The organism is Kitasatospora sp. NPDC006697 (assembly GCF_042869935.1).
In the GTDB taxonomy this organism is placed as follows: Bacteria; Actinomycetota; Actinomycetes; order Streptomycetales; family Streptomycetaceae; genus Kitasatospora.
In genome coordinates this window covers 22,692-46,448 of the sequence record NZ_JBIAGU010000001.1, presented here as the reverse complement: position 1 = coordinate 46,448, position 23,757 = coordinate 22,692, and the positions used below count along the sequence as shown (strand labels likewise).

The 23,757-nt window shown below is 73.9% G+C and carries 19 protein-coding genes; 7 read left to right on the top strand and 12 right to left on the bottom strand.

Annotation, left to right across the window (positions count from 1 at the left end; translation table 11 throughout):
• Nucleotides 1–50 precede the first annotated feature (50 nt).
• The 3 genes from ACFYNO_RS00195 to pheT all read left to right on the top strand — a co-directional run bounded on the left by ACFYNO_RS00195 (nt 51) and on the right by pheT (nt 4,984).
• Complete coding sequence (locus ACFYNO_RS00195) at nt 51–1,214, top strand: ATP-binding protein (RefSeq protein WP_388002629.1); 1,164 nt, start codon at nt 51–53, stop codon at nt 1,212–1,214.
• A gap of 129 nt (nt 1,215–1,343) precedes the next feature.
• Complete coding sequence (pheS, locus tag ACFYNO_RS00190; RefSeq protein WP_388002626.1) at nt 1,344–2,465, top strand: phenylalanine--tRNA ligase subunit alpha; 1,122 nt, start codon at nt 1,344–1,346, stop codon at nt 2,463–2,465.
• Nucleotides 2,465–4,984: a phenylalanine--tRNA ligase subunit beta gene (gene pheT / locus ACFYNO_RS00185; protein WP_388002623.1), complete on the top strand. Its 2,520-nt coding sequence runs from the start codon at nt 2,465–2,467 to the stop codon at nt 4,982–4,984. Before pheS ends, pheT begins: the two co-directional genes overlap by 1 nt.
• A gap of 63 nt (nt 4,985–5,047) precedes the next feature.
• Here pheT and ACFYNO_RS00180 read toward each other — a convergent pair whose 3' ends face one another.
• Nucleotides 5,048–6,283 carry a glycosyltransferase 87 family protein gene (locus ACFYNO_RS00180; RefSeq protein WP_388002620.1) on the bottom strand — a complete coding sequence of 412 codons (1,236 nt, stop codon included), beginning with the start codon at nt 6,281–6,283 and terminating at the stop codon, nt 5,048–5,050.
• Between the two features lie 83 nt (nt 6,284–6,366).
• Nucleotides 6,367–7,236 (bottom strand): 3-hydroxybutyryl-CoA dehydrogenase, encoded by an 870-nt coding sequence (locus ACFYNO_RS00175; RefSeq protein WP_388002617.1) that lies wholly within the window; start codon nt 7,234–7,236, stop codon nt 6,367–6,369.
• A gap of 231 nt (nt 7,237–7,467) precedes the next feature.
• On the opposite strand from ACFYNO_RS00175, the gene ACFYNO_RS00170 reads away from it, so the two are divergent.
• On the top strand, nt 7,468–8,286 hold the full coding sequence (locus ACFYNO_RS00170; RefSeq protein ID WP_388002614.1) for an SDR family NAD(P)-dependent oxidoreductase: 819 nt from the start codon (nt 7,468–7,470) through the stop codon (nt 8,284–8,286).
• A gap of 22 nt (nt 8,287–8,308) precedes the next feature.
• Here the strand turns inward: ACFYNO_RS00170 and ACFYNO_RS00165 are convergent, their stop codons facing one another.
• The 4 genes from ACFYNO_RS00165 to ACFYNO_RS00150 all read right to left on the bottom strand — a co-directional run bounded on the left by ACFYNO_RS00165 (nt 8,309) and on the right by ACFYNO_RS00150 (nt 12,167).
• Complete coding sequence (locus ACFYNO_RS00165) at nt 8,309–9,187, bottom strand: polysaccharide deacetylase family protein (RefSeq protein WP_388002611.1); 879 nt, start codon at nt 9,185–9,187, stop codon at nt 8,309–8,311.
• Between the two features lie 70 nt (nt 9,188–9,257).
• Nucleotides 9,258–10,826: an alpha-amylase family glycosyl hydrolase gene (locus ACFYNO_RS00160; protein ID WP_388002608.1), complete on the bottom strand. Its 1,569-nt coding sequence runs from the start codon at nt 10,824–10,826 to the stop codon at nt 9,258–9,260.
• Nucleotides 10,827–10,902: 76 nt separating this feature from the next.
• Complete coding sequence (locus tag ACFYNO_RS00155; RefSeq protein WP_388002605.1) at nt 10,903–11,598, bottom strand: class F sortase; 696 nt, start codon at nt 11,596–11,598, stop codon at nt 10,903–10,905.
• Between the two features lie 83 nt (nt 11,599–11,681).
• A complete protein-coding gene (locus ACFYNO_RS00150) occupies nt 11,682–12,167 on the bottom strand; it encodes a hypothetical protein (RefSeq protein WP_388002602.1) in 486 nt (161 codons plus the stop codon).
• A 229-nt stretch (nt 12,168–12,396) separates the two neighbouring features.
• On the opposite strand from ACFYNO_RS00150, the gene ACFYNO_RS00145 reads away from it, so the two are divergent.
• Nucleotides 12,397–12,666, top strand: a complete 270-nt coding sequence (locus tag ACFYNO_RS00145) for a dsRBD fold-containing protein (RefSeq protein WP_388002599.1) — start codon at nt 12,397–12,399, stop codon at nt 12,664–12,666.
• Nucleotides 12,667–12,823: 157 nt separating this feature from the next.
• Nucleotides 12,824–14,737: a Xaa-Pro dipeptidyl-peptidase gene (locus ACFYNO_RS00140; protein ID WP_388002596.1), complete on the top strand. Its 1,914-nt coding sequence runs from the start codon at nt 12,824–12,826 to the stop codon at nt 14,735–14,737.
• A 35-nt stretch (nt 14,738–14,772) separates the two neighbouring features.
• On the opposite strand, the gene ACFYNO_RS00135 is transcribed toward ACFYNO_RS00140, so the two are convergent.
• The 5 genes from ACFYNO_RS00135 to ACFYNO_RS00115 all read right to left on the bottom strand — a co-directional run bounded on the left by ACFYNO_RS00135 (nt 14,773) and on the right by ACFYNO_RS00115 (nt 21,294).
• Nucleotides 14,773–15,009, bottom strand: a complete 237-nt coding sequence (locus tag ACFYNO_RS00135; RefSeq protein WP_388002593.1) for a ferredoxin — start codon at nt 15,007–15,009, stop codon at nt 14,773–14,775.
• Nucleotides 15,006–16,208: a cytochrome P450 gene (locus ACFYNO_RS00130; protein ID WP_388002590.1), complete on the bottom strand. Its 1,203-nt coding sequence runs from the start codon at nt 16,206–16,208 to the stop codon at nt 15,006–15,008. The genes ACFYNO_RS00135 and ACFYNO_RS00130 overlap by 4 nt, the downstream gene beginning before the upstream one ends.
• Before the next feature lie 200 nt (nt 16,209–16,408).
• Complete coding sequence (metG, locus tag ACFYNO_RS00125; RefSeq protein WP_388002587.1) at nt 16,409–18,118, bottom strand: methionine--tRNA ligase; 1,710 nt, start codon at nt 18,116–18,118, stop codon at nt 16,409–16,411.
• 195 nt (nt 18,119–18,313) lie between these two features.
• Nucleotides 18,314–20,152, bottom strand: a complete 1,839-nt coding sequence (locus ACFYNO_RS00120; RefSeq protein WP_388002584.1) for an LCP family protein — start codon at nt 20,150–20,152, stop codon at nt 18,314–18,316.
• 293 nt (nt 20,153–20,445) lie between these two features.
• The gene (locus ACFYNO_RS00115) at nt 20,446–21,294 is read right to left on the bottom strand and encodes an alpha/beta fold hydrolase (RefSeq protein WP_388002581.1); all 849 of its coding nucleotides are present in this window, start codon (nt 21,292–21,294) and stop codon (nt 20,446–20,448) included.
• A gap of 81 nt (nt 21,295–21,375) precedes the next feature.
• On the opposite strand from ACFYNO_RS00115, the gene ACFYNO_RS00110 reads away from it, so the two are divergent.
• Complete coding sequence (locus tag ACFYNO_RS00110; protein WP_388002578.1) at nt 21,376–21,843, top strand: MarR family winged helix-turn-helix transcriptional regulator; 468 nt, start codon at nt 21,376–21,378, stop codon at nt 21,841–21,843.
• A gap of 260 nt (nt 21,844–22,103) precedes the next feature.
• Here ACFYNO_RS00110 and lysA read toward each other — a convergent pair whose 3' ends face one another.
• Nucleotides 22,104–23,390: a diaminopimelate decarboxylase gene (lysA, locus tag ACFYNO_RS00105; protein WP_388002575.1), complete on the bottom strand. Its 1,287-nt coding sequence runs from the start codon at nt 23,388–23,390 to the stop codon at nt 22,104–22,106.
• Nucleotides 23,391–23,757: the final 367 nt, after the last annotated feature.

The following is a 23,757-nucleotide window of genomic DNA, read 5'->3' as shown; positions in this document are numbered from 1 at the left end:
TGGACGGGGGCCGGAGTGTGCGCGAGGCGTGTGGGATCGGGAGGACGCCCATGGTCGGCGGCGAGGACGGGCCCACTGCCGCAACAGCCGGGCCCCTGAGCGGTCCTGACGGTCCGTCGCCGTTCGGGGTGGACCCGGACGAGCTGCCGGACGGCCTGGTGGTGGCAGACCGGGACGGCCTGGTGGTCTGCTTCAACACCGCCGCGGCCCGGCTCACCGGGATCAGCCCGGCGGCCGCGCTGGGCCGCCCGCTGGAGCAGGCGCTGCCGCTGGAGGACCTGGACGGCCGCCGCTGGTGGCCGCTGACCGACCCGTACGGCGGGCCGGCCATCCGCAGCCGGCAGCCGGAGCGCAACCTGCTGCTGCCCGGCTCCAACCGCGAGGTGCTGGTCTCCGCCCGGTACGTGCGCACGCACCCCCGCGGGCCGGTGCACCGGCTGGTGGTGGCACTGCGCGGCACCGAGGCGCGCCGGCGCACCGAGCGGGCGCACGCCGAGCTGATCGCCACCGTGGCGCACGAGCTGCGCTCCCCGCTGACCAGCGTCAAGGGCTTCACCGCGACCCTGCTGAACAAGTGGGAGCGGTTCACCGACGGGCAGAAGCGGGTGATGCTGGAGACGGTGAACGCCGACGCCGACCGGGTCACCCGGCTGATCGCCGAGCTGCTGGACATCTCCCGGATCGACGCCGGCCGGCTGGAGGTCCGCCGCCAGGTGGTGGACCTGTCGGCCGCGGTGCGCCGGCAGGTGGCGGGCAAGGTGGCGGCCGGCATCCCGGCCTCCCGGTTCGACATCCGGCTCGCCGAGGACCTGCCGCAGCAGTGGGCCGACCCGGACAAGGTGGACCAGGTGCTGGCCAACCTGCTGGAAAACGCGGTGCGGCACGGTGAGGGAACTGTCACCATCGAGGTGGCGCCGGCGAAGGAGATCGTCGAGCCGGCCAGTTGGGAGCAGCCGGGCACGGCGCCCCGGTACCTGGAGGGAACGGCGGTCACGGTGAGCGACGAGGGCGGCGGCATCCCCGAGGAGTCGATGCCACGCGTCTTCACCCGGTTCTGGCGCGGCTCCAAGCGCGGCGGGACGGGCCTGGGCCTCTACATCGTCAAGGGCATCGTCGAGGCGCACGGCGGCACCATCAGGATCGACCGGGCCCCGGGGGGCGGCGCCCGGTTCCGATTCATCCTGCCCGCCGGGGTGCCCGAGTTCATGGTCTGAGCGACCGTCCACAGGGCCCCGGCGGGCAGTCCGCGCAAGGGACGCGCACCGGGTCCGAGGTCGCCCTGCGACTACACTCGACCTGGTGTAACGCCACGGAGACGAGCAGGAGCACGGGAAAACATCGAGATGTCGGCACCCAACAAGTCCTATGACCCGGTGGAGGTCGAGGCATTGAAGCCCGAAGAGGTCGAGCGCGCCCGTGACGAGGCGGTCGCGGCCTTCGCCGCAGCCGGCAGCCTGGAGGAGCTGAAGCAGGCCAAGGTCGCGCACACCGGCGACCGCTCCCCGCTCGCCCTCGCCAACCGCGAGATCGGCGCGCTGCCGCCGCAGGCCAAGGCCGCGGCCGGCAAGCTGATCGGCCAGGCCCGCGGGGCGGTCAACCAGGCGCTGGCGAAGCGTCAGGCCGAACTGGAGGCCGAGCGCGACGCCCGGGTTCTGGTCGAGGAGGCGGTGGACGTCTCGCTGCCCTACGACCGGCTGCCGCGCGGCGCCCGCCACCCGCTGACCACGCTGGCCGAGCGGATCGAGGACACCTTCGTCGCGATGGGCTACTCCATCGCCGAGGGCCCCGAGGTGGAGGCCGAGTGGCTGAACTTCGACGCGCTCAACCTCGGCCCGGACCACCCGGCCCGCTCGATGCAGGACACCTTCTTCGTCGCCGCGGCCGACGGCTCGCCCGACTCGGGCATGGTCCTGCGCACCCAGACCTCGCCGGTGCAGATCCGCACCATGCTGGCCAAGGAGCCGCCGGTCTACGCGATCGCGCCCGGCCGGGTCTACCGCACCGACGAGCTGGACGCCACCCACACCCCGGTGTTCCGACAGGTCGAGGGCATCGCGGTGGACGAGGGCATCACCTTCGCCGACCTCAAGGGCACCATCGAGCTGCTGGTCTCCAAGCTGATCGGCGACGAGCTGCCGCTGCGCTGGCGGCCGTCCTACTTCCCCTTCACCGAGCCGAGCGCCGAGGTGGACCTGCTCTGCTTCGTCTGCCGGGGCGAGAGCGTGGGCAACCCGGACCGGCCGTGCCGGACCTGTTCCTCGGAGGGCTGGATCGAGCTGGGCGGCTGCGGCGTGGTCAACCCGCGGGTGCTGGTGGCGTCCGGTGTGGACCCGGAGCGGTACAGCGGCTTCGCCTTCGGCCTCGGCCTGGAGCGAATCCTGATGAACCGTCACAACGTCGCCGACATGCGCGACATGGTCGAGGGTGACGTCCGTTTCACTCTCCCGTTCGGGGTGGAGATCTGATGCGCGTCCCGCTTTCCTGGCTGCGTGAGTACGTCGACCTGCCGGAGTCGGTGACCGGTCGCGAGGTGGCCGAGAAGCTGATCCGGGCGGGCCTGGAGGTGGAGACCGTCGAGCAGCTCGGCGGCGACCTCAAGGGCCCGCTGGTGGTCGGCGAGGTGCTCTCCATCGAGGAGCTGACCGGCTTCAAGAAGCCGATCCGGTTCTGCCTGGTCAACGTCGGCGACGCCAACGGCACCGGCGAGCCGCAGGAGATCGTCTGCGGCGCCCGCAACTTCGCGGTCGGCGACAAGGTGGTCGTGGTGCTGCCCGGCGCCGTGCTGCCCGGCCCGTTCCCGATCGCCGCTCGGCAGACCTACGGCCGCACCTCGGCCGGCATGATCTGCTCCGCCCGCGAGCTGGGCATGGGGGAGGACCACGACGGCATCATCGTGCTGCCGCCGGAGTACGCCCCCGGCACCGACGCGATCGAGCTGCTGCAGCTGGTCGACGAGGTGCTGGACATCGCCGTCACCCCGGACCGCGGCTACTGCCTGTCGATCCGCGGCGTGGCCCGGGAGGCGGCCGCCGCCTTCGGGCTGCCGCTGGCCGACCCGGCGCTGCTGGACGTGCCGCCGGCCAACTCCTACGGCTACCTGGTCAAGGTGGCCGACCCGGCCGGCTGCGACCGCTTCGTGGCCCGCACCGTGGTCGGCGTGGACCCGGGCGCCAAGTCGCCGATCTGGCTGCAGCGCCGGCTGCAGAAGCTGCACATCCGCCCGATCTCGCTGGCCGTGGACATCACCAACTACGTGATGATGGAGATCGGCCAGCCGCTGCACGCCTACGACCGCAACCGGGTGGACGGCCCGATCACGGTCCGCCGGGCCGCCGCGGGCGAGACCCTGACCACGCTGGACGGGGCCAAGCGCGAGCTGTCCACCGAGGACCTGCTGATCTGCGACAACTCCGGCCCGATCGGCCTGGCCGGGGTGATGGGCGGCGCGTCCACCGAGATCCTGGACCCGGTGCAGGACCCGGAGACCGGCGAGGTCACCGGCAGCACCGAGATCATCATCGAGGCCGCGCACTTCGACCCGGTGGCGATCGCCCGCACCGCCAAGCGGCACAAGCTGCCCTCCGAGGCCTCCAAGCGCTTCGAGCGCGGGGTGGACCCGGAGGCCGGCCGGGCCGCCGCCCAGCGCGCGGTGGACCTGCTGGTGCTGATCGCCGGCGGCACCGCCGAGGCGGGCGTCACCGACATCGTCGGCCCGCAGCCGGTGCGCACCATCACCATCGCCGCCGACCTGCCGGACCGGGTCGCGGGCACCGAGTACGGCCGGGAGACGGTCACCCGCCGGCTCCAGGAGGTCGGCTGCACCGTGGTCGGCGCCGACCTGCTCGAGGTCACCCCGCCGACCTGGCGCCCCGACCTGACCGACCCCAACGACCTGGCCGAGGAGGTCATCCGGCTGGAGGGGTACGACAACGTGCCCGCCCGGATGCCCCAGCTGCCGCCGGGCCGGGGCCTGACCCCGGCCCAGCGGATGCACCGCCGGGTCGGTGTGGCGCTGGCCGGCGCCGGCTACGTCGAGATCAACAACTACCCGTTCCTCGGCGACCAGGCCTTCGACGACCTCGGCCTGGAGCCGGGCGACGAGCGCCGCCGCACGGTGAAGCTGGTCAACCCGCTCAACGACGAGGAGCCGGCGCTGCGCACCACGCTGCTGCCGGGCCTGCTCGGCGCGGTGCGGCGCAACGTCGGCCGGGGCAACACCGACCTGGCGCTGTTCGAGACCGGGCTGGTCTTCCTGCCCGGTGCCGAGCCGCAGGTGGCCCCGCGCCCGGCCGTGGACCGGCGCCCGACCGACGAGGAGCTGGCCGCGCTGGACGCCGCGCTGCCCGCGCAGCCGCGGCACGTCGCGGTGGCGCTGGCCGGCGAGCGGCTGCCCTCCGGCTGGTGGGGCAAGGGCGCCCAGGCCGGCTGGGCGGACGCGGTGCAGGCCGCCCGCACGGTGGCCGCGGCCGCCGGGGTGGAGCTGGCGGTCCGTCAGGGCCACGCCGCGCCGTGGCACCCGGGCCGGTGCGCCGAGCTGGTGGTGGCGGGCACCGACCGGGTGGTCGGCCACGCCGGCGAGCTGCACCCGCGGGTGGTCAAGGCGCTGCACCTGCCCGAGCGCACCTCGGTGATGGAGCTGGACCTGGACGCGCTGACCGCCGACGGCGAGCAGCGGGTGCAGGGTCCGACCGTCTCCACCTACCCGGTGGCGACCCAGGACGTGGCGCTGATCGTGGACACCGCGGTGCCGGCCGCCGAGGTGGAGGCCGCGCTGCGGGACGGCGCGGGCGAGCTGCTGGAGGCGATCCGGCTGTTCGACGTCTTCACCGGCGACCAGGTGGGCGAGGGCAAGAAGTCGCTGGCGTACGCGCTGCGGTTCCGGGCCACCGACCGGACGCTGACCGCCGACGAGGCCTCGGCCGCCCGGGAGGCCGCCGTGGCCGTCGCGCGGCAGCGCACCGGCGCGGTGCTCCGCGGCGCCTGACCGCTGACGCGACGCCAGTGGGCCCCGGCTTCGGCCGGGGCCCACTGGCGTTTTCTCCGTGCGTCAGTCCAGGGCGGGGGCGGGCTCGGCGGCCTGCTCCGGCAGCGGCGCCGGGGCGGCCGGCCCGGGGCGCGGGGCGAAGGCCAGCGCGAGGAAGCTGAGCAGGGTGCAGACCGGGTAGCACCAGTCCAGGGCGACCAGGTACCAGTGGCTGCCGTAGCGGGTGGCGGCGTGGCCGGTGAGCGGTACCAGCCAGCCGGCGGTGGCCATCAGCCAGCCGCCGATCGCCAGCCTGCCGAGCGGGGCGCGCCGGGCCGGGCCGTGCACCAGGCAGATCAGCGCGGGCAGGAACCAGATCCAGTGGTGGCTCCAGGAGATCGGGCTGTAGAGCAGCCCGAGCAGCTGGGTGACCACCAGCAGCGCCAGCCGCTCGCCGTGCCGGGCGGCGGTGCGCAGGGCCAGGGCGGCGGCTGCCGCGAACAGCACGGCGAGCAGCAGCCAGAGCGGGGAGAGGCCGGCGTCGTGGCCCAGGGTGCGGGCCAGCGCGCCGCGCAGCGACTGGTTCTCGTAGGAGGCCACCTGGCCGATCCGGCTGGGGTCTCCGAGCAGCTCGAACCAGTAGCGGTGGCTCTCCGCCGGGGCGACCGCCCAGGCCAGGCCGAGGGTGGCGAAGAACACGCCGGCCGACCAGCAGGCCGCCCGCCACTGCCGGGTGACCAGGAAGTAGAGGCCGGTGATCGCCGGGACCAGCTTGACCCCGGCGGCCACCCCGACGCCCGCGCCGGCCGCGAGCGGGCGGCCGTAGGCGATCCCGGCCAGCACCAGGGCAGCCAGCACCAGGTCGATCTGGCCGAGGTCCAGGCCGTGCTTGACCGGCTCCAGCCAGAGCGCCAGGGCGAGCCAGAGCATGGCCGGCCGCTTCCGGCCGCCCCGGCCGAGCAGCCGGAAGGAGCAGTGCACCAGCAGCGCCAGCGAAGCCAGCGAGACCAGCTGCCAGGCGGTGGCCGCGGCGGTCCAGGGGAGGGCGGCCAGCGGCAGGAAGAGCAGTGCGGCGAACGGCGGGTAGGTGAACGGCAGCGCCATGGCGCGCGGGTCGGCCCGGACCAGCTGGAAGTCGTAGAGGTCGCCGTGCAGCAGGTGCGGCGCGCCCTGGTAGTAGACCTTGAGGTCGAACATGTCGGTCGCCAGCACGGTGAGCACCAGGTGCACCGCGAGCGAGCAGGCCAGGAGCCAGCCGGCCCGGCGTTGCAGCACCGCCCATGCCGCGGCGAGCCGCCCCGGCGGCGAGGTTGTGAGCACAGTGGGCCTTTCCCGTTCCCCGAAAACAGGGACCCACGATACCGACCCGGCCCGGATGGATCGGGCCGGGCCGATGCGCGCTATCAGGCGGTGGCGGTGTAGTCGTAGAAGCCGCGGCCCGACTTGCGGCCCAGCAGGCCCGCGTCGACCATCCGGGAGAGCAGCGGGGGAGCGGCGTACAGCGGCTCCTTGAACTCCTCGTACATCGACTCGGCGATCGAGACGATGGTGTCCAGGCCGATCAGGTCGCACAGGCGCAGCGGGCCCATCGGGTGGGCGCAGCCGGCCTCCATGCCCTTGTCGATGTCGGCCGCGGTGGCCACGCCCGACTCGAACATCCGCACGGCGGAGAGCAGGTAGGGCACCAGCAGGGCGTTGACCACGAAGCCGGCCCGGTCGCGGGCCCGGATCGGCTCCTTGCCCAGCGCCTCGACGGCGAAGGCCTCCACCCGGGCGGTGGTCTCGGCGGAGGTGGTCAGGGTCGGGATCACCTCGACCAGGCGCTGCACCGGCGCCGGGTTGAAGAAGTGCAGGCCGATCACCTGCTCCGGGCGGCTGGTCGCGGCGGCCAGCTTCACGATCGGGATCGAGGAGGTGTTGGAGGCCAGGATCGCGTCCCGGCGGGTGACCACCTGGTCCAGGGTCTGGAAGATCCGGACCTTGATCTCCTCGATCTCGGCGACCGCCTCGACCACCAGGTCGCGGTCGGCGAACTCGGCCAGCTCGGTGGTGAAACCGATCCGGCCCAGTGCCTCGTCCCGCTGCTCCGTGGTGAGCTTGCCGCGCTTGACGGCGGTGTCCAGGGAGTTCGTCAACCGGGCCCGACCGGCCTCCAGGGCCGCAGGGCTGGCCTCGGAGACCAGCACCTCCAGCCCCGACCGGGCGAAGACCTCGGCGATGCCCGAGCCCATGAGCCCGCAGCCGACCACACCCACGCGCGAGATGTCGCTCACTCAACTTGCCTTTCCGGAAACCGGCCCGACGGGATCGCCGCGGGGCCGTGGTCGCACGACCGTTGTCGCTCGACCGTACTACCTGGTAGGACCCCGTGGTGACCTCCCCCGGGAGATCGGCCGCTACTCCGGACGGGTGAGCGGCAGGGGCCCGTGCGTGTGGCCGGCTGTGCCGGGTGGCCCCGGCGAGGATGCTGGTGCGGATCAACGCCGAGGTGGGAGGGAGCCGCGATGCGCAGCGGCACGCTGGAGGGACAGGTGGCCCTGGTGACCGGGGCCGGCCGGGGGATCGGGCGGGAGATCGCACTCGGCCTGGCCGCCGAGGGGATGGCGGTCGGGCTGGTCGGCCGCACCCTGGCGAGCCTGACCGAGACGTTGAAGGCCTGTGTCCGGGAGGGCGCCCGGGGGATCGCGGTCACCGCCGACGTGGCCCGGCCCGGCGCGGTCCGGGAGGCGGTGCGCAGCGTGGAGCGCGACCTCGGGCCGATCGACCTGCTGGTCAACAACGCCGGCCAGGTGGACCGGGCCGAGGTGCCGGTCTGGGAGGCCGACCCGGCCCAGTGGTGGCAGGTGCTGGAGGTGAACCTGCGCGGGCCCTTCAACCTGATGCGCAGCGTGCTGCCCGGCATGGTGGAGCGGCGCCGGGGCCGGATCCTCAACCTGAACTCCGGCTTCGCGGTCCGCCCCGACGGCCACTACTCGGCCTACGCCACCTCCAAGGGGGCGCTGCTGCAGCTCTCCGACAACATCGCCGACTCGCTGGCCGAGCACCACGTGGTGCTGCTGGACATCAGCCCGGGCGCGGTGGCCACCGACATGACCGCCGGGATGCCGATGTTCGCGGGGATGAAGGAGTGGAACTCCATCCCCTACATGGTGGCGGTCGCGGTAGACGCCGCCCGCGGCCGATTCGACGCGCTGCACGGGCGGTTCCTCCACGCCGGGCGGGACAACCTGGAGCAGCTGGTGGCCCGGGCCGAGCGGATCCGGGCGATGGACGCCCGGACCCTGCGGCTGCGGCCCTACGGGGAGGACGACCCGCTGGGCTGAGCCCCGGAGGGCCGATGGGCCGTCAGGAGCAGAGCCGGCTCGCCGTGACCGCGGCCAACCCGCGCTCGCGCAGCGCGTCCAGCACCGCCGGCAGCGCGTCCACCGTGCCCTGGTGGCCCATGTGCAGGGCGACGATCGAGCCGGGCTTGACCGCGGTCAGGATCCGGCGCTGCACCGCGTCGGCGCCCGGGTCGGCGTAGTCGCGCGGGTCGAGGTCGAAGGAGAGCAGGTGCTCGTAGCCGGCCCGCAGGGCCTGCTCCTTCACCTGGCTGGTGGCGTACTGCGCCTCGGAGGGCCGGAACCAGCGGCCGATCGAGCCGGTGAGCGCCTTCAGCCGGTCGGCGCAGGCGGTGATCTCGGCGAAGGCCTGGTCCGGGGACATCGCGGAGATGTCCAGGTGGTTCTGGGTGTGGTTGCCCAGCTCGTGGCCGCCGTCCAGGATCCGGCGGGCGAGCTGCGGCTGCTGGTCCAGCCAGCTGCCGACCGCCAGCACGGTGAGCTGGGCGCCGCGCTGCTCGGCCGCCTGCAGCAGGGCGGTGGCCAGCGCCGGATCGCCCTGGCCGTGGAAGGTCAGGGCGACCTGCGGGCGGTCGCGCGGCCCGTTGACCACCTCCTGCGGGGTGCCCTCGGCGAGCGGGGGCTGCTCGGCGACCGGGCTCGGACTGGCCGGCTCGGTGGGCGAGGGGGAGGCGGCGGCCGGACCGGCCGGCACGTGCGGGATCAGGTCGGGGGAGTGCGGCGAGCCGCTGGTCGGCGGCGCGCTCGGGCTCGCGGCGGGCGGGTGCGGCGCGCCGGCGGCGGTGGCGGCCTCACGGCCGCAGCCGGCCAGCAGGCCGCCGGCCGCCGTGAGGGCGGCCAGCTGGGCTGAGGTCCGCAGGATGCTGCGGCGGTCGACTGTCATCGCCAACCAGCATAAAGAGGGAGGAACCGGACAGCCATCCGAAGCTGGCAGCCCGTCAGCCGACAGCGCGTCAGCCGGTCTCGAAGATGCCGTAGCCGAAGCCCTCGGCCCGCACCCGGTCGCCCTCGACGGCCACCCCGCGCACCGCCAGCCCGGTGGCGGCGGTCACCGGCTCCGGCAGGGTGAAGGAGGCGGGCTCGCGGCGCGGGTTGACCACCACCAGGTGGTGCTCGCCGCGCCGGTAGACCAGCGGGTAGCCCTCGCCCAGCACCGTCACCGGCGCGCCGGTGCCGAGCGCCGGGGTCGTCCGGCGCAGCCGGACCAGCCGGCGCACCTGGTGCAGCAGCGAATCGGGGTCGGCCCACTGGGCGGCCGCGTCCGGCCGGTCCGGGGCCGGGTCGAGCGGGAGGTAGAAGTCGGCCGGGTCGGCGGTGGAGAAGCCGGCGCTCGGCGAGCCGTCCCACTGCATCGGGGTGCGTGAGCCCTGCCGGGCCTCGGTGCCGAACTGGCTGCCCTCCTTCTCCGGCAGGCCCGGCAGGTAGCGCATGCCGATCTCGTCGCCGTAGTAGATCACCGGCAGGGTGGGCCAGCTGAGCAGGAAGGCGAAGGCGCAGGCGGTCTGCTCCCGGGTGCGCGGGCCGCAGGCCAGCCGGGAGAAGTCGTGGTTGGCGGTGGGCAGCGCGGCCAGGCCCCGCCCGCCGATCGCCCGGTCGGCCGCCCGCCAGGCGGCCAGGAACTCGGCGGGGGAGCCGGCCCCCTCGGGGTCGAAGTAGCACGGCCGTCCGTCCGCCCAGCTGCCCTGGCTGCCGGTGCCGTTGTCCCAGAGCGAGCGCAGCGCCCGGCCGTTGAAGTGCAGGAAGAAGTCGGCGTGCAGGCCGGCCGGGACCGAGCGGGCCGGGTCGCCCCACTCGGCGATCAGCACCCGGTCCGGGTACGTGCCGTCCAGCCAGGCCCGCAGCTCGCCCCAGAGCCGGCCGGTCTCCCGGAACTCCGGGTCGTCCTTGACCAGCGAGGAGGCCATGTCCACCCGGAAGCCCGCCACCCCCAGCTCGAACCAGTGCGCCATGATCTCGCGCAGCGCGGCCCGGTTGGCCGTCGGGCCGGGGCCGTCCACGGGGCTGCGCCAGGGCTCGGCCGGGTCCGGCCGGGCGTAGCCGAAGTTGAGCGCGGGCTGGATCGGGAAGAAGTTGGCCCGGTAGAAGCCGCCGCGGGCGCCCAGGTTGGGGATCCACTGGTGCACCGGCGAGGTGATCCGGTCGGACCAGACGTAGCGGTCGTCGGCCGGGTCCTCGGCGGCCCGGCGGAACCACGGGTGGCGGTGCGAGGTGTGGCCCGGCACCAGGTCGAGCAGCACCCGGATGGAGCGCTCGCGGGCGGCGGCGACCAGGTCGGCCAGGTCGGCGTTGGTGCCGTAGCGCGGGGCGACGGTCAGGTAGTCGGCCACGTCGTAGCCCGCGTCGCCGAACTCGGAGGCGAAGCAGGGGCTGAGCCAGAGCGCGGTGACGCCCAGCTCGGCCAGGTGGTCGAGCCGGGCGGTCAGGCCGGGCAGGTCGCCGATGCCGTCGCCGTCGGAGTCCGCGAAGGACTGCGGGTAGACCTGGTAGAGCACGGCCTCGGACAGCCAGTCGGGCACGGTCATCGGGCGGCCTCCTCGGATCGGCGTACCGCTCGATGATGCGCCGGATCCCGGCCCGGCGTGCCGGGTTCCGCAGGATCTACGTCTCGCGCAGGCCGCTCAGGTGGGCGAAGACCACCACGTTGGCGGTGTAGTCGCCGTGCTGGCGGTCGTAGGCGCCGCCGCAGGTGATCAGGCGCAGCTGGGCGTCCTTGGTGGGGCCGTAGACCCGGTTGTCCGGGAAGTCGTCCTTGGCGAAGACCTCGACGCTGTCGACGGTGAAGGTGGCGGTCACCTTGTCGTCCCGGTCGATGTCCACGGTGGCGCCCTGGGTCAGGGTGGACAGGCCCCAGAAGACGGCGGGCGCGGTCTTGGTGTCCACGTGGCCGAGCACGATGGCCGGGCCCTTGTTGCCGGGCACGGTGCCGCCCCGGTACCAGCCGACCAGGTTGGTGTCGTCCGGCGGCGGGGCGTTGAGCACGCCGTTCTGCCCGAGGTCCAGGCCGGTGAACGGGGCGGCCACGCCCAGCGAGGGGATCGCCAGCTTCACCGGGTGGGCGTCCGGTACGGCGACCGCCGGGGTGGTCCGCCGGGCGACGGGGCCGGGCGAGGCGGCGGCCTGCACGGCGGGGGGCTGCTTGGGCGGCAGGGCCGGGCGCGGGTCGTCCGAGCGGTGGATCAGCAGCAGGCCGAGCAGGCAGCTGAGCAGAGCGGCGAAGAGCGCGTTCCGGCGCCGGCGGCTGAGCTTCTCGTTGAGCGGGGCGGGGTCGCCGTCGTGCGGAACCTTGGGTGCCACGGCCGGGCCTTTCTCGGTGGATCGGACGGGGCGCGCCGCCCGCCGGGGACGGGGCGGGCGGCGCGTCTCGCGGGGCGGGTGGCTCAGGCCTGCGGGCGCGCGGGCTTGCGGCGGCGCAGCGCCAGCGCACCGACGGCGAGGCCGCCGGCCAGCAGCACGCTGCCGGTGGCCAGGCTGTGGTCGGCGGTCAGCGCGCCGAAGCCGCCACCGGTGTGCACGCCGCCGTGCGGGCGGTGCTCGCCGTCGTGGCTGCCGTCGGCCCAGTCCTGGGTGTGCTCCCGGCCGCGGTCCTTGTCACCGTGGTCCTTGTCACCGTGGTCCTTGTCACCGCGGTCCTTGTCGTCCCGGTCCTTGCCGTCCCGGTCGTGGTCGGAGCGGTCGGCGTGGTCCTTGTCCTCCGGCTTCTGCTGCTCGGTGCCGTGGTCGTCGGCCTTGTGGTCGTCGGACTGCGCGGTGACCGGGTGGTCGGCCGGGGTTCCGGGCATCGCCTCGGCGGAGGCGATGGTCGGGGCCAGGCTCAGCGCGGCGGCGGCGAGGACCGCCGCGGCGAGGTGGTGTGCACGACGCATGATGGGGTTTTCCCTTTCCTGGGCGCAGGCCGGACGGGTCGACCGTCGGTCGACCGGGGGACATCCGGGGCTGCCTGCTCCACCGTCGGCCGGGTCGGCGCGCGCTGCCACTACACCGCGTACGAACGTGTGACGCTGCGTCCACCTGGGCGGAAGTGTCGCTCACCGTGCGTGAGATGCGGCGGCCGGGCGGGTGCATGCTGGAGGGGTACCCGTGGAGGTGACGGCGATGACGAAGACGCTGGTGGGATGGCACATCGAGGTGGAGTTCGCCGAGGAGGCCCCGCACACCGCGGCCGCGGCGCTGCTGCGGCTGCCGGACGGCCGGGAGCTGCGGGCCCGCGGTGACACCAGCCGACACCCCGCCGATCCGGAGCAGGACCGGGTCGGCGAGGAGGTCGCGGCGGCCAGGGCGCTGCAGGCGCTGGCCAGGCAGCTGCTGGACAAGGCGCACGAGGAGATCGACGAGCTGGGGGCGGTGCCCAGCTATCCGCTCTGAGCGCACGGCGGTGCGGCGCGCGGCCCGGTCACCCGACCGGGCCGCGCGCCTTCTGCGGTGGGGGTGATGCTCCGTCAGTTCATCCCGTCGACTGACGGGTCAACATGGACATGACTGGGTACGGTCCCTGCTTGTGAGACACCCCCGCATCCCTTCGGTGACGGTCGTCGCCACCCTGCTGCTCGCGTTCGCCGCCGCCCTGCTCGGGCCGGCCGGCACGGCCTGGGCCGGCTCCGTCCACGACGGCGCCAGCCAACCCGTCTACTCCTACGCCGACGCGGTCCGGGAGACCGTCTGGGTCGACACCGGACTGGACGGGCAGCGGGACGGCCACCGCGACCGGGTCGCCGCCGACATCATCCGCCCCCGCGAACCGGCCGCCCACGGCCGCCGGATCCCGGTCGTCATGGACGCCAGCCCGTACTTCTCCTGCTGCGGGCGCGGCAACGAGAGCCAGCTCAAGACCTATGACGGCGGCGGGAACCCGGTCCAGTTCCCGCTCTACTACGACAACTACTTCGTGCCGCGCGGCTACGCGGTGGTGCTGGTCGACCTGGCCGGCACCAACCGCTCGGACGGCTGCGTGGACGTCGGCGGCCGGTCCGACGTGGACAGCGCCAAGGCCGTCATCGACTGGCTGAACGGCCGGGCCGCCGGCTACGGTTCGCGCACCGGCGCGGACCGGGTGGCGGCGGGCTGGGCGAACGGCTCGGTCGGCATGATCGGCAAGTCCTGGGACGGCACCATCGCCAACGGCGTGGCCGCCACCGGGGTCGCCGGGCTGAAGACCATCGTGCCGATCTCCGCGATCAGCTCCTGGTACGACTACTACCGCTCCCAGGGCGCCCCGCTCTACCAGGGCACCCCCGCCGACCTGGCCGGCTACGTCGAGGACCCGGCCACCACCACGGCCTGCGCCGCCGAACAGGCCGACCTGGCGGCCGGCGCGCCCTACGACGGCGACTGGACACCGCTCTGGCAGCAGCGCGACTACGTGGCCGACGCCGCGCAGGTGCACGCCAGCGTCTTCCTGGTACACGGGATGCAGGACCTGAACGTCCGCACCGTCAACTACGGGCAGTGGTGGCAGGCGCTGGCCGCCCGCGGGGTGCCGCGCAAGATCTGGCTCTCCCAGACCGGGCACGTCGACCCGTTCGACTACCGGCGCCAGGACTGGGTGGACACCCTGCACCGCTGGTTCGACCACTACCTGATGGGCGTCGACAACGGCATCGACCGCGAGCCGATGGCCGACGTCGAGCGGGCCCCCGACCAGTGGAGCACCGACGCCAAGTGGCCCGCCCCCGGCACCTCGCAGGACGCGGTCGCGCTGGGCCCCGGCACGCTGGCCGCCCCTGGCGGCAACCACGGCACGGTGAGCCTCACCGACGACCCGACCCGGGACGAGAACGCCTGGGCCGCCGACGTGGACCGCGCCACCCCCGACAAGGCCGCGCTCAGCAGCGGGGTGCTCGCGCACGACCTGCGGATCTCCGGCAGCGGCTCGGTCACCCTGACGGTCAGCTCCAGCACCGCCAGCGCCCACCTGAGCGCCGTGCTGGTGGACATCGGGCCGGCCGTGATCCGGGACTACCAGGGCGCCGGCGAGGGCATCCGCACCCTCGGCACCCGGTCCTGCTGGGGCGAGGGCACCAGCGGCGACAGCGGCTGCTTCCTGGACACCGCCGCCGCCACCGCGCAGGTCGGCGCGACCGTGTTCAGCCGGGGCTGGATCGACCTCGGCCACGCCGCCTCGCTGGACCGGCAGCAGCCGCTCACCCCGGGCACGCCCTACCGGATGACCGTGCACCTGGCCGCCACCGACCACGTGGTGCCGGCCGGGCACCGGCTGGCGCTGATCATCGGCGGCACCGATGCCAACCTGATCGACCCGCCGGACACCCGGCCCACCCTCACGGTGGACCTGGCCCGCTCCGAGCTGCGGCTGCCGCTGACCGACGGCGCCGACCAGGTGACGCCGGGTCAGCCGATGGCGCCCCAGTTCGCCGCCGCGCCGCTGGTGGTGCTGAACCACCCGCAGCAGCGCGACGCGCTGGGCGACCTGCGCTGACCGACAGCGGGGTGCCGGACCGGCACCCCGCTGTCTCAGGGCGCCAACTGCTCGCCGGTGGCCGCCACCCGCACCGTGAGCGCGCCCATCGGGCAGAACTCGGCGGCCTCCAGCACCTCCTCGCGGGCACCGGTCAGCGCGCGCAGCGTCCGGGCCCGGCCGTCCGGCCCCAACTCCAGGTCGGCGGGGGCGCTGCCCACGCAGAGGCCGGTGCCGGCGCAGAGCGTGCGGTCCACGGCGACGGTCAGGCCGCCGTCCGGTCCGGCGGTCACCAGGAGACCGGCAGGGTCTGCGGGCCTCGGGTCATCAGTCCGCGCCGCCAGTCGATCTCCGCCGCCGACACCTCCAGGCGCAGCTCCGGCAGCCGCCGGGCCAGCCGGTGCAGGGCCAGCTCCAGCTCCAGCCGGGCCAGCCAGGCGCCCAGGCAGTGGTGCGGGCCGGCGCCGAAGGCCAGGTGAGGGGTGCCGGGCGGCTCGAAGAGCGCGGCGTGCCAGGGGACCGGGTAGACCTCGGGGTCGTGGTTGGCGGCGAAGCCGTCGGCGGCCACCACCGCGCCGGCCGGGATCCGCACCCCGCCGATCTCCAGCTCCTCCTTGGCCCGGCGCAGGCTCCCGGGCAGCACGTCGTTCCCGCCCAGCGGGATGCCGCGCAGCAGCTGCTCGGTCGCGGCGGCGGCGCGGCCCTCGTCGGTGGCCAGCTCCCGCCAGGCCTCCCGGTCCTCGGCCAGCAGGTAGACCAGGGCGTTGCCGAGCGAGGTCATGGTGGTCTCGTGGCCGGCCACCACCAGGCCGATCACCAGCCGCACCACCTGGTCGTCCGTCACCTCGGCGTCCTGGTCGGCGGCCCGGACCAGCGAGCTGACCAGATCCTCGCCCGGCTCGGCCCGGCGCTGGGCGACCAGCTCGGCGCCGAAGCCGACGAACTCGTGCAGCGCCTGCACCACCTGCTCGGGGGAGTAGGCGGCGGCGGAGAGCGCGTGGTCGCTCCAGTGCTCCAGCCGCTTGAAGTCCACCTCCTCCAGGGCCATCAGCCGGGAGATCACCGCGATCGGCAGCGGACGGGTGAGCCGGGCGACCAGGTCGGCGGGCCGCTCGGCCGCGGCCAGCCGCTCGACCAGGTCGTCCACCACCGAGGCGACCCAGGGGCGCCAGCGGGCGACGGCGCGCGGGGTGAAGGCGCGCTGCACGGTGCGGCGCAGCCGCTGGTGCTCGACCCCGTCCAGGTTGAGGATCGTGTCCGGGTCGTCCAGCAGGTTCGGGTAGGGCGTGATCGGCGGGGCGCCGGGGGCGAACAGGCCGGCCCGGTCCAGGCGCGGATCGGTGAGCACCTGGCGCACGTCGGCGTGCCGGCGGACCAGGTAGACGGGGGTGCCGGTGCGCAGGGTGGTGAGGGTGGGCGGGGCGGGCTCCATGGCCCGCAGGCAGTGCAGCGGGATCAGCGGTTCGGCGGGGGCGGCGGGGTCGAGCGACACGGGTTCCTCCGGGGTCGGGCCTCTCTCGACTACCGACGGTAGACGGCCCGTCACCGGTCAACCAGGGAGCGTTCCCGCGCAGTTGAGGGGCGCGCGGCCGAGGGCCCCGCGCCGGTGCGCGGGGGAACGCGAGCGGGGGGGGGGGGGGGGGGGGGGGGGGCCCCCCCCCCCCCCCCCCCCCCGCCTGCGGGGATCCGTGGTTACTGCGCGCCGAACCGCTCGCGCCAGGCCGCCAGGTCGTCATCGGTGATCTTGGCGAAGAGCACCGGCGGCACGGCGAAGCCGGTGCCGGCCGGCACGAACTCCAGCGCGGTGGCCTGCTCCTGGGAGATCCAGCCCGGCTCGGCGGCGGTGTCGTCGGCGAAGACCGCGCGCATCGCGGCGCTGGAGGCCGGGATGAACGGGGCCGAGACCACGCCGTAGAGGTGGATCAGCTGCATCGCGGTGCGCAGGGTGAGCGCGGCGGCGGCCTCGTCGGTCTTGATCTCCAGCCAGGGCGCCTTGGTCTCCAGGTAGACGTTGCCCGCGCTCCACAGCGCGCGCAGCGCCTGCGCCGCCTTGCGGAACTGCAGGGTGTCCAGGTGGCCCTGGTACTCGGCGAGCAGGCCCGCCACCTCCGCGCCCAGCGCCGCCTCGGCCTCGCCCAGCTCGGCGCCGGCCGGCACGGTGTCGCCGAACCGCTTGAGCGAGAAGGAGAGCACCCGGTTGACGAAGTTGCCGAGGGTGTCGGCCAGGTCCTTGTTGACCGTGGCGGAGAAGAGCTCCCAGCTGAAGCTGGTGTCGTCCGACTCCGGCGCGTTGGCCATCAGGAAGTAACGCCAGTAGTCGGCGGGCAGCAGCTCCAGCGCGGCGTCGGTGAAGATGCCGTGCTTCTGGCTGGTGGAGAACTTGCCGCCGTAGTAGTTCAGCCAGTTGAAGGCCTTGACGTAGTCGACCTTCTTCCACGGCGCCCGGGTGCCCAGCTGGGTGGCCGGGAACATCACGGTGTGGAACGGGACGTTGTCCTTGGCCATGAACTCGGTGTAGCGGACGTCGGTGGCCTCGTACCACCAGGACTTCCAGTCCCGGTTGGCCGGGTCGGCGTCCGACCACTCCTTGGTGGCGCCGATGTACTCGATCGGAGCGTCGAACCAGACGTAGAAGACCTTGCCCTGGGCGGCCATCTCCGGCCAGACGTCGGCCGGGACCGGCACGCCCCAGTCCAGGTCGCGGGTGATCGCACGGTCGTTCAGGCCCTCGGTCAGCCACTTGCGGGCGATCGAGGAGGCCAGCGTCGGCCAGTCCTTGCCGTGCTCGTCGATCCAGGCCTCGACCTCGCCGGCCAGCTTGGACTGCAGCAGGAAGAGGTGCGAGGTCTCGCGGACCTCCAGCTCGGTGGAGCCGCTGACCGCCGAGCGCGGGTTGATCAGGTCGGTCGGGTCGAGCAGCCGGGTGCAGTTCTCGCACTGGTCGCCGCGGGCCTTGTCGTAGCCGCAGTGCGGGCAGGTGCCCTCGATGTAGCGGTCCGGCAGGAACCGGCCGTCGGCGATCGAGTAGACCTGCCGGATCGCCCGCTCCTCGATGAAGCCGTTGGCCTGCAGCTCGCGGGCGAACTCCTGGGTGATCTCCCGGTTCTGCTGCGAGGAGGAGCGGCCGAAGTAGTCGAAGGAGAGCGCGAAGCCGTCGTAGATGGCCTTCTGCGCGTCGTGCTGCTCGGCGCAGAACTGCTCGACCGACTGGCCGGCGGCCTTGGCGGCCAGCTCGGCCGGGGTGCCGTGCTCGTCGGTGGCGCAGATGTAGAGCACCTCGTGGCCGCGCTGGCGCAGGTAGCGGGAGTACACGTCCGCCGGGAGCATGGACCCGACCATGTTCCCCAGGTGCTTGATCCCGTTGATGTAGGGAAGCGCGCTGGTGATCAGGTGTCGAGCCATCCGGAGAAGCTCCTTCATCTAGGGGAGCGCCGCCCTGGCCCCGTGCGGGCCGGGCGCGCTGTCGGCGGCCATCGCCGAGGATGCCGCCCATTCTATCGGCCGCGAACCGGCGGCCCGACCGGAATTCGAGCTGGTGGGGACGGCAGTGCCGCCGAGCGCTGCTCGGCGGCACCGGGGTGTGCGGGTCCTGACGGGTCAGGGCTGCGGGACGTTCGGGACGTTCGGGCCGACCCAGCTGTAGATGTAGTCGCTCTGGCCGTCCTTGAAGGCCGAGTGCGGCGCCGGGTTGACGTCCATGCACTGGCTGGAGTCGTCCGCGTTCTGCGACTGCACGGTGGTCGGCAGCGCGGTCGGCGCGGGCGGCGCGGCCGGGGCGCTCGCACCGCCGGCGGCCGGGGCGGAGCCGAAGGTGTCGCCGGCGGTCCAGTCGGTGCCGACCTTCAGGGTCAGCGAGGTGCCCGAGGCGCCGGACTGCTCCAGCGCGGAGTCCGGCAGGTTGAGCGCGGCGGCCACGGTCTTGGCGGAGTCCGCCTTGTTGGCCGGGTAGATCAGCTTGGTGGGCGAGTTGGGCACCTTGCTGGCGTCCTTGACGGCGAGCTTGAAGCCCTGCTTCACCAGCGCGTCCGAGATCGCGGTGGACCGGCCGGCGGCGCCGCTGGAGTTCTGCACGTCGACGTGGATGGTCGCCTTGTCGACGGTGACGGCGGGCGCGGCCGGGGCGGCCGGCGCGGAGCTCGGCGCTGGGGCGGCGGGGCTGGGCGCGGCGGCCGGGCTGGACGGGTCGGTGGCGGCCGGCGGGGCGTTCTTGTCCAACGGCACGTCGTTGACGATCATCTGGAACAGCTTCTTGGAGTCCGGCGTGGCCACCACCAGGTCGGCCTGCGAATTCTTCGGGTCCTTGACGTACTGCCAAGGCATGGTGACCGTGGTGATGCGGTTGCTGGGGACCTTGTTCAGGTCCAGCGCCAGGTTGGCCAGCGCCTGCACCGAGCCGAGCGCGTTGTCCACCGAGAGCGCCTTGGTGGCGGCCTGGGCCAGGTCGTTGAGCTTCATCGGGTCGGCCAGCGTCTTGGCGGACTTGAACTCGCGGATCATCGAGTTGATGTAGAGGTGCTGGGCCTGGGCCCGGCCGATGTCGGTGCCGTCGCCGAAGGCGTGCCGGGTGCGCAGCCACTCCAGCGCCTGCTCGCCCTTGATCGAGTGGGTGCCGGCCGGCAGCACCAGGTGCGAGCCGATCTGGTGGAAGACACCCTGCGCGTCGGTGAAGGGCTGGTAGTCCTTGACGTTCTGCTTGGTGCAGACCTCGACGCCGCCGATGGCGTCCGCCATGCTCACCACGCCGGCGAAGTCGATCATCATGTAGTGATCGATGTGGATGCCGGTGAGCTTCTCCCAGGTGTCCACCACGCAGCCGGGGTCGCCGACGTTGAGGCTGTCGGTGATCAGGCTGGTGCGGCCCTTGAGCACCTTCTTGGTCTTGGGGTCGGTGCAGTCCGGGATCTGCGCCTGGGTGTCGCGCGGGATGCTCATGATCGAGGCGTTGCTGCGGTCCGCGGAGAGGTGGACCAGCATCTCCACGTCGGCGTGCGGGGCGCTGCCGTCGCAGGAGCCGCCGAGCTTGCAGTCGTCGGCGTTGGCGCGGCCGTCGGAGCCCAGCATCAGGATGTTCATCGGCTTGCGGCCGGCCGCGTCGGCCTTGGAGTCCGGGGCGAGGGCGGAGCCGCCGTTGTTGAGGTCGCCCTTGCGGATGTTGGAGTTGAGCTCCTGGATGTAGAGGTAGCCGCCGCCGACCGAGACCAGCAGGGTGATGCCCATGCCGTAGGCGGTGTACTTGAGGGCCCGCTTGCGCTTGGCGGCCTTGGTGAGGGGGGCCTTGCGGCTGCGTGCGCGGCCGCCTGAGGCGGCCGGGGTGCCGGTGCCGCTCCCTCCGCCTCCGCCCCCGCTGCTCCCGCTGCCCGCGGCCCGACGCCCGCGGCCACCGCCCTTGGCGGCCTGCTGGGCAGCACGGCGCGCGGCGGCACGACCGCCTTCCACCGGAGTCCCGTTGGCCGGTTGACCGTCGGTTGAGCGGTTACCGTCAAGCGTCATAGGTGTCCACCAAGTTGGCCTTGCCAGGTCCTCCCTGGGCTCTTGGCGGGAGACTATATCAATTGGAAATCATAGGTTTATGGGAAGATCCTGGGCTGTTGGGGGGCTTGCGGAACGGGTGTTGCGTGGACCAACGGCCGAACTCGAGCAAGGACACGGGCGGCCTGGTCAAGCTGTCGCGATTGTCCGAATTAGGCTGCTATGGAAAGTGGTTGGCCGCCCATGGCCGAGGGGCGGGCTCAGGGCTTCGCCAGGAAGTCCTCGATCAGCCGGTTGACCTGCTCCGCCGCCTGGTAGGGCAGTCCGTGGTGGGTGGCGCCGGGCAGCAGGGCGGTCTCGGCGGCCGGGAGCAGGCGCTGGGTGGCGGCCAGGGCGCGGCGGGCGTCGTGGGCGCGGCTCGCGGCGGCGTAGACGGCCAGCACCCGGGTCCGGCAGGTGGCCAGCCGGTCGGCGGGGGGGCGGCGCGACACGATGGGGCGTGCGCTCGGGAACTCGGCGGCCCGGCCGTAGAGCTCCAGCCAGGCGGGGTCCGGCTCCAGGCCCGCGGTCTCCCAGCGGAGGAAGGCGCGGGCCCGCGCGGCGGTGGGGCGCAGCAGCATCGGCAGCGCCCGCAGCAGGTAGCCCGGGCGGAAGCCGCTGAAGCACTGGGTGGGGTCCAGCAGGGCGAGCCGGCGCACCCGGTGCGGCCGCTCCAGGGTGTGGGCGAGTGCGATGGCGCCGCCGTAGGAGTGGCCGAGCAGGTCGGCGGCGGGGAGGGCGAGGCCGTCCAGCACGGTGTCCAGCCAATCGTGCAGGTCGGCCGTGGTGCGCGGGGGGCGGGCGCCGGGGCGGCTGAAGCCGGCCTCGCCGATCCGGTCCACGGCGTAGAGCCGGCGGGTGCGGGCGAGCGCGGGGGCGTTGGCGAACCAGACGGCCGAGGTGGTGGAACCGCCGTGCAGCAGCACCAGGGGTTCGCCGTCGCGCGGTCCGCAGGCGGTGACCGCGGTGGTGCCGAAACCGGAGTCGAGCTCGATCCGTTCGACCGGGAGCCGCCAGCGCTCCAGCAGCGCCCGCTGGGCGCGCTCGCAGTCGAGCCGTCGGTCGGCCATGGTAGAACCCCCTGGAGAAGTATTGCCGGGCAAGTATCTCGCTGAGCGAGAGAATACGCCTCGATCGGACGGGAGTGCGAGATGGATCGGGTGCCGAATGCCGGGCCGGAGTTCGCGGTGGTGCACCAGCTGCGCCGGGTCACGGTCGAACTCGACGCGCTGGGAGCAGAGTTCGCCCAGCGCCACGGGCTGCACCCGACCGATCTGCGGGCCCTGATCCAGTTGCTGGACGCGGCCCGGGCGGGCGAGCAGGCCACGCCGGGGTGGCTGGGTGCGCAGCTGAAGCTCAACTCGGCGGGTACCACGGCGCTGCTGGACCGGCTGGAGCGGCTGGGCCTGGTCCGGCGCTCCCGGGACGAGCGGGACCGGCGACGGGTGCTGCTGGCCGTGGAGCCGCGGGCGGTGGCGCTCGGCGAGGAGTTCTTCGGGCCGCTGATCGGCGCGCTGGTGGGGATGCTGGACGGCTACCCGCCGCAGGAGGTCGCGGTGGTGCGGCGGTTCCTCGACGGGGTGGCGGGGCTGGTGGCCGAGCGGCGGGCGGACGGCTGAGGTATGGCTGGGGTACGGCTGAGGTACGGCCGAGGAGCGGGGGGGGGGGGGGGGGCCGGCCGGGGGGGGCCGCCCCGCCCCCCCCCCCCCCCCCCCCCCCCCCCGCCCCCCCCCCCCCCCCCCCCCCCCCCCACGGGGGGGGGGGGGGGGGGGGGGGGGGGGGGTGGGTTTGTGGGGGGGGGGGGGGGGGGCCGGCGGGGGGGGGGGGGGGGCCGGCGGGCCGGGGGGGGGGCCCCCCCCCCCCCCCCCGCTCCGGGCGGTCAGCCCAGCTCGGTCTCCAGGGCCAGCAGCTCGGCCACCGTCTGGCGGCGGCGGATCAGCCGCTCGCCCTCGCCCTCGACCAGCACCTCGGGCAGCAGCGGCCGGGAGTTGTAGTTGGAGGACATGCTGGCCCCGTAGGCGCCGGTGTCGTGGAAGACCACCAGGTCGCCGATCTCGGCGCGGGGCAGCGGGATCGGCTCCACGTCGCCGCCCTCGACCTGGGTGAAGACGTCGCCCGACTCGCAGAGCGGCCCGGCCAGCACGGTGTCCAGCGCCGTCCCGGTGCGCGGCTCGCCGGCCGGCGAGAGCACCGAGACCCGGTGGCTGCTGCCGTACATGGCCGGCCGCATCAGGTCGTTGAAGCCGGCGTCGACCAGCACGAAGTGGTTGCTGCCGACCGGCTTCTGCGCCCGCACCTCGCTGGCCAGCACGCCCGCGCCGGCCACCAGGAACCGGCCCGGCTCGATCTCCAGCCGCACCGGGTGGCCCAGTTCGCGCACCAGCTCCTGCCGGGCGGAGTCCCAGAGCCGGAAGTACCGCTCGGTGTCCACCTCCGGCTGGCCCTCCCGGTACGGCACCGAGAGGCCGCCGCCGGCCGAGATCGCCCGGACGTCCCGGCCGCTCAGCCGCACCTGCTTGACCATGGTCTCGCAGACCGCCTCCAGGTGGCCGTAGTCCACCCCGGAGCCGATGTGCATGTGCAGGCCGATCAGCTCCAGGCCGTGCCGGTCCACCAGGTCCAGGCTCTCGGCCAGGTGCTCGTGCCAGATGCCGTGCTTGCTCTGCTCGCCGCCGGTGTTGGTCTTGCGGCTGTGGCCGTGCCCGAAGCCGGGGTTGATCCGCAGCCAGACCGGGTGGCCGGGGCTGACCCGGCCGAGCTGGTCGAGCATCTGCGGCGAGCCGGCGTTGACCGGCAGCCGCAGCTCCACCACCCGGCGCAGGGTGGCCCGGTCCAGCAGGTCGGCGGTGAAGACGATCGGCTCGTCCGGCCCCTGGGCCGGGTAGCCGGCGGTGAGCGCGCGCTCGATCTCGCCGAGCGAGACGGCGTCCACCAGCACGCCCTCGGCGCGCATCAGGCGCAGGATGTGGGTGTTGGAGCAGGCCTTCTGGGCGAACCGGATCACGTCGAAGCCACGCAGCCGGGCGATCTGGGCGCGGATCCGGTCGGCGTCGTAGATCCAGGCCGGGGTGCCGTACCGCTGCGCTATCCGGGCCAGGCGCGGGCCGTTCAGCGAGCCGGTGGCTGCCGGGTCGATGGTCGCCGGGTCGGTGGTCGCAGTGCTCACGGGGCGGTCCTCCGGGCGGGGTCTGGGGTCTCGCGGGCGCCGGTGGTGATCCTGTGCGACCGGGCGGCCGGCCCGCTCGGCTGTCCGCTCCCTGGACCGTACCCGGGGCCGCGGCGGCCGCGAAATCGCTGATCAGCCGGGTGCGGAGGGGTTTTCGGCGCAGCCCCCGGAGCGGCGGAACTTGTCCACCTGGTGGCCGCGCGGGGTGGACGAATCCCACCCGCGGGCCGGGCGGCCGGAAGAAATTCCCGTGCCGGTGCGGGATGGTGCCGGGGGTTGATTTGACGTGCGCATGGTGAATAGGCTGCGCGTACGGTCTGTGAATAGTGAACCGAGCACCCCCGGTGGAATGCGGCAGGATATCGGC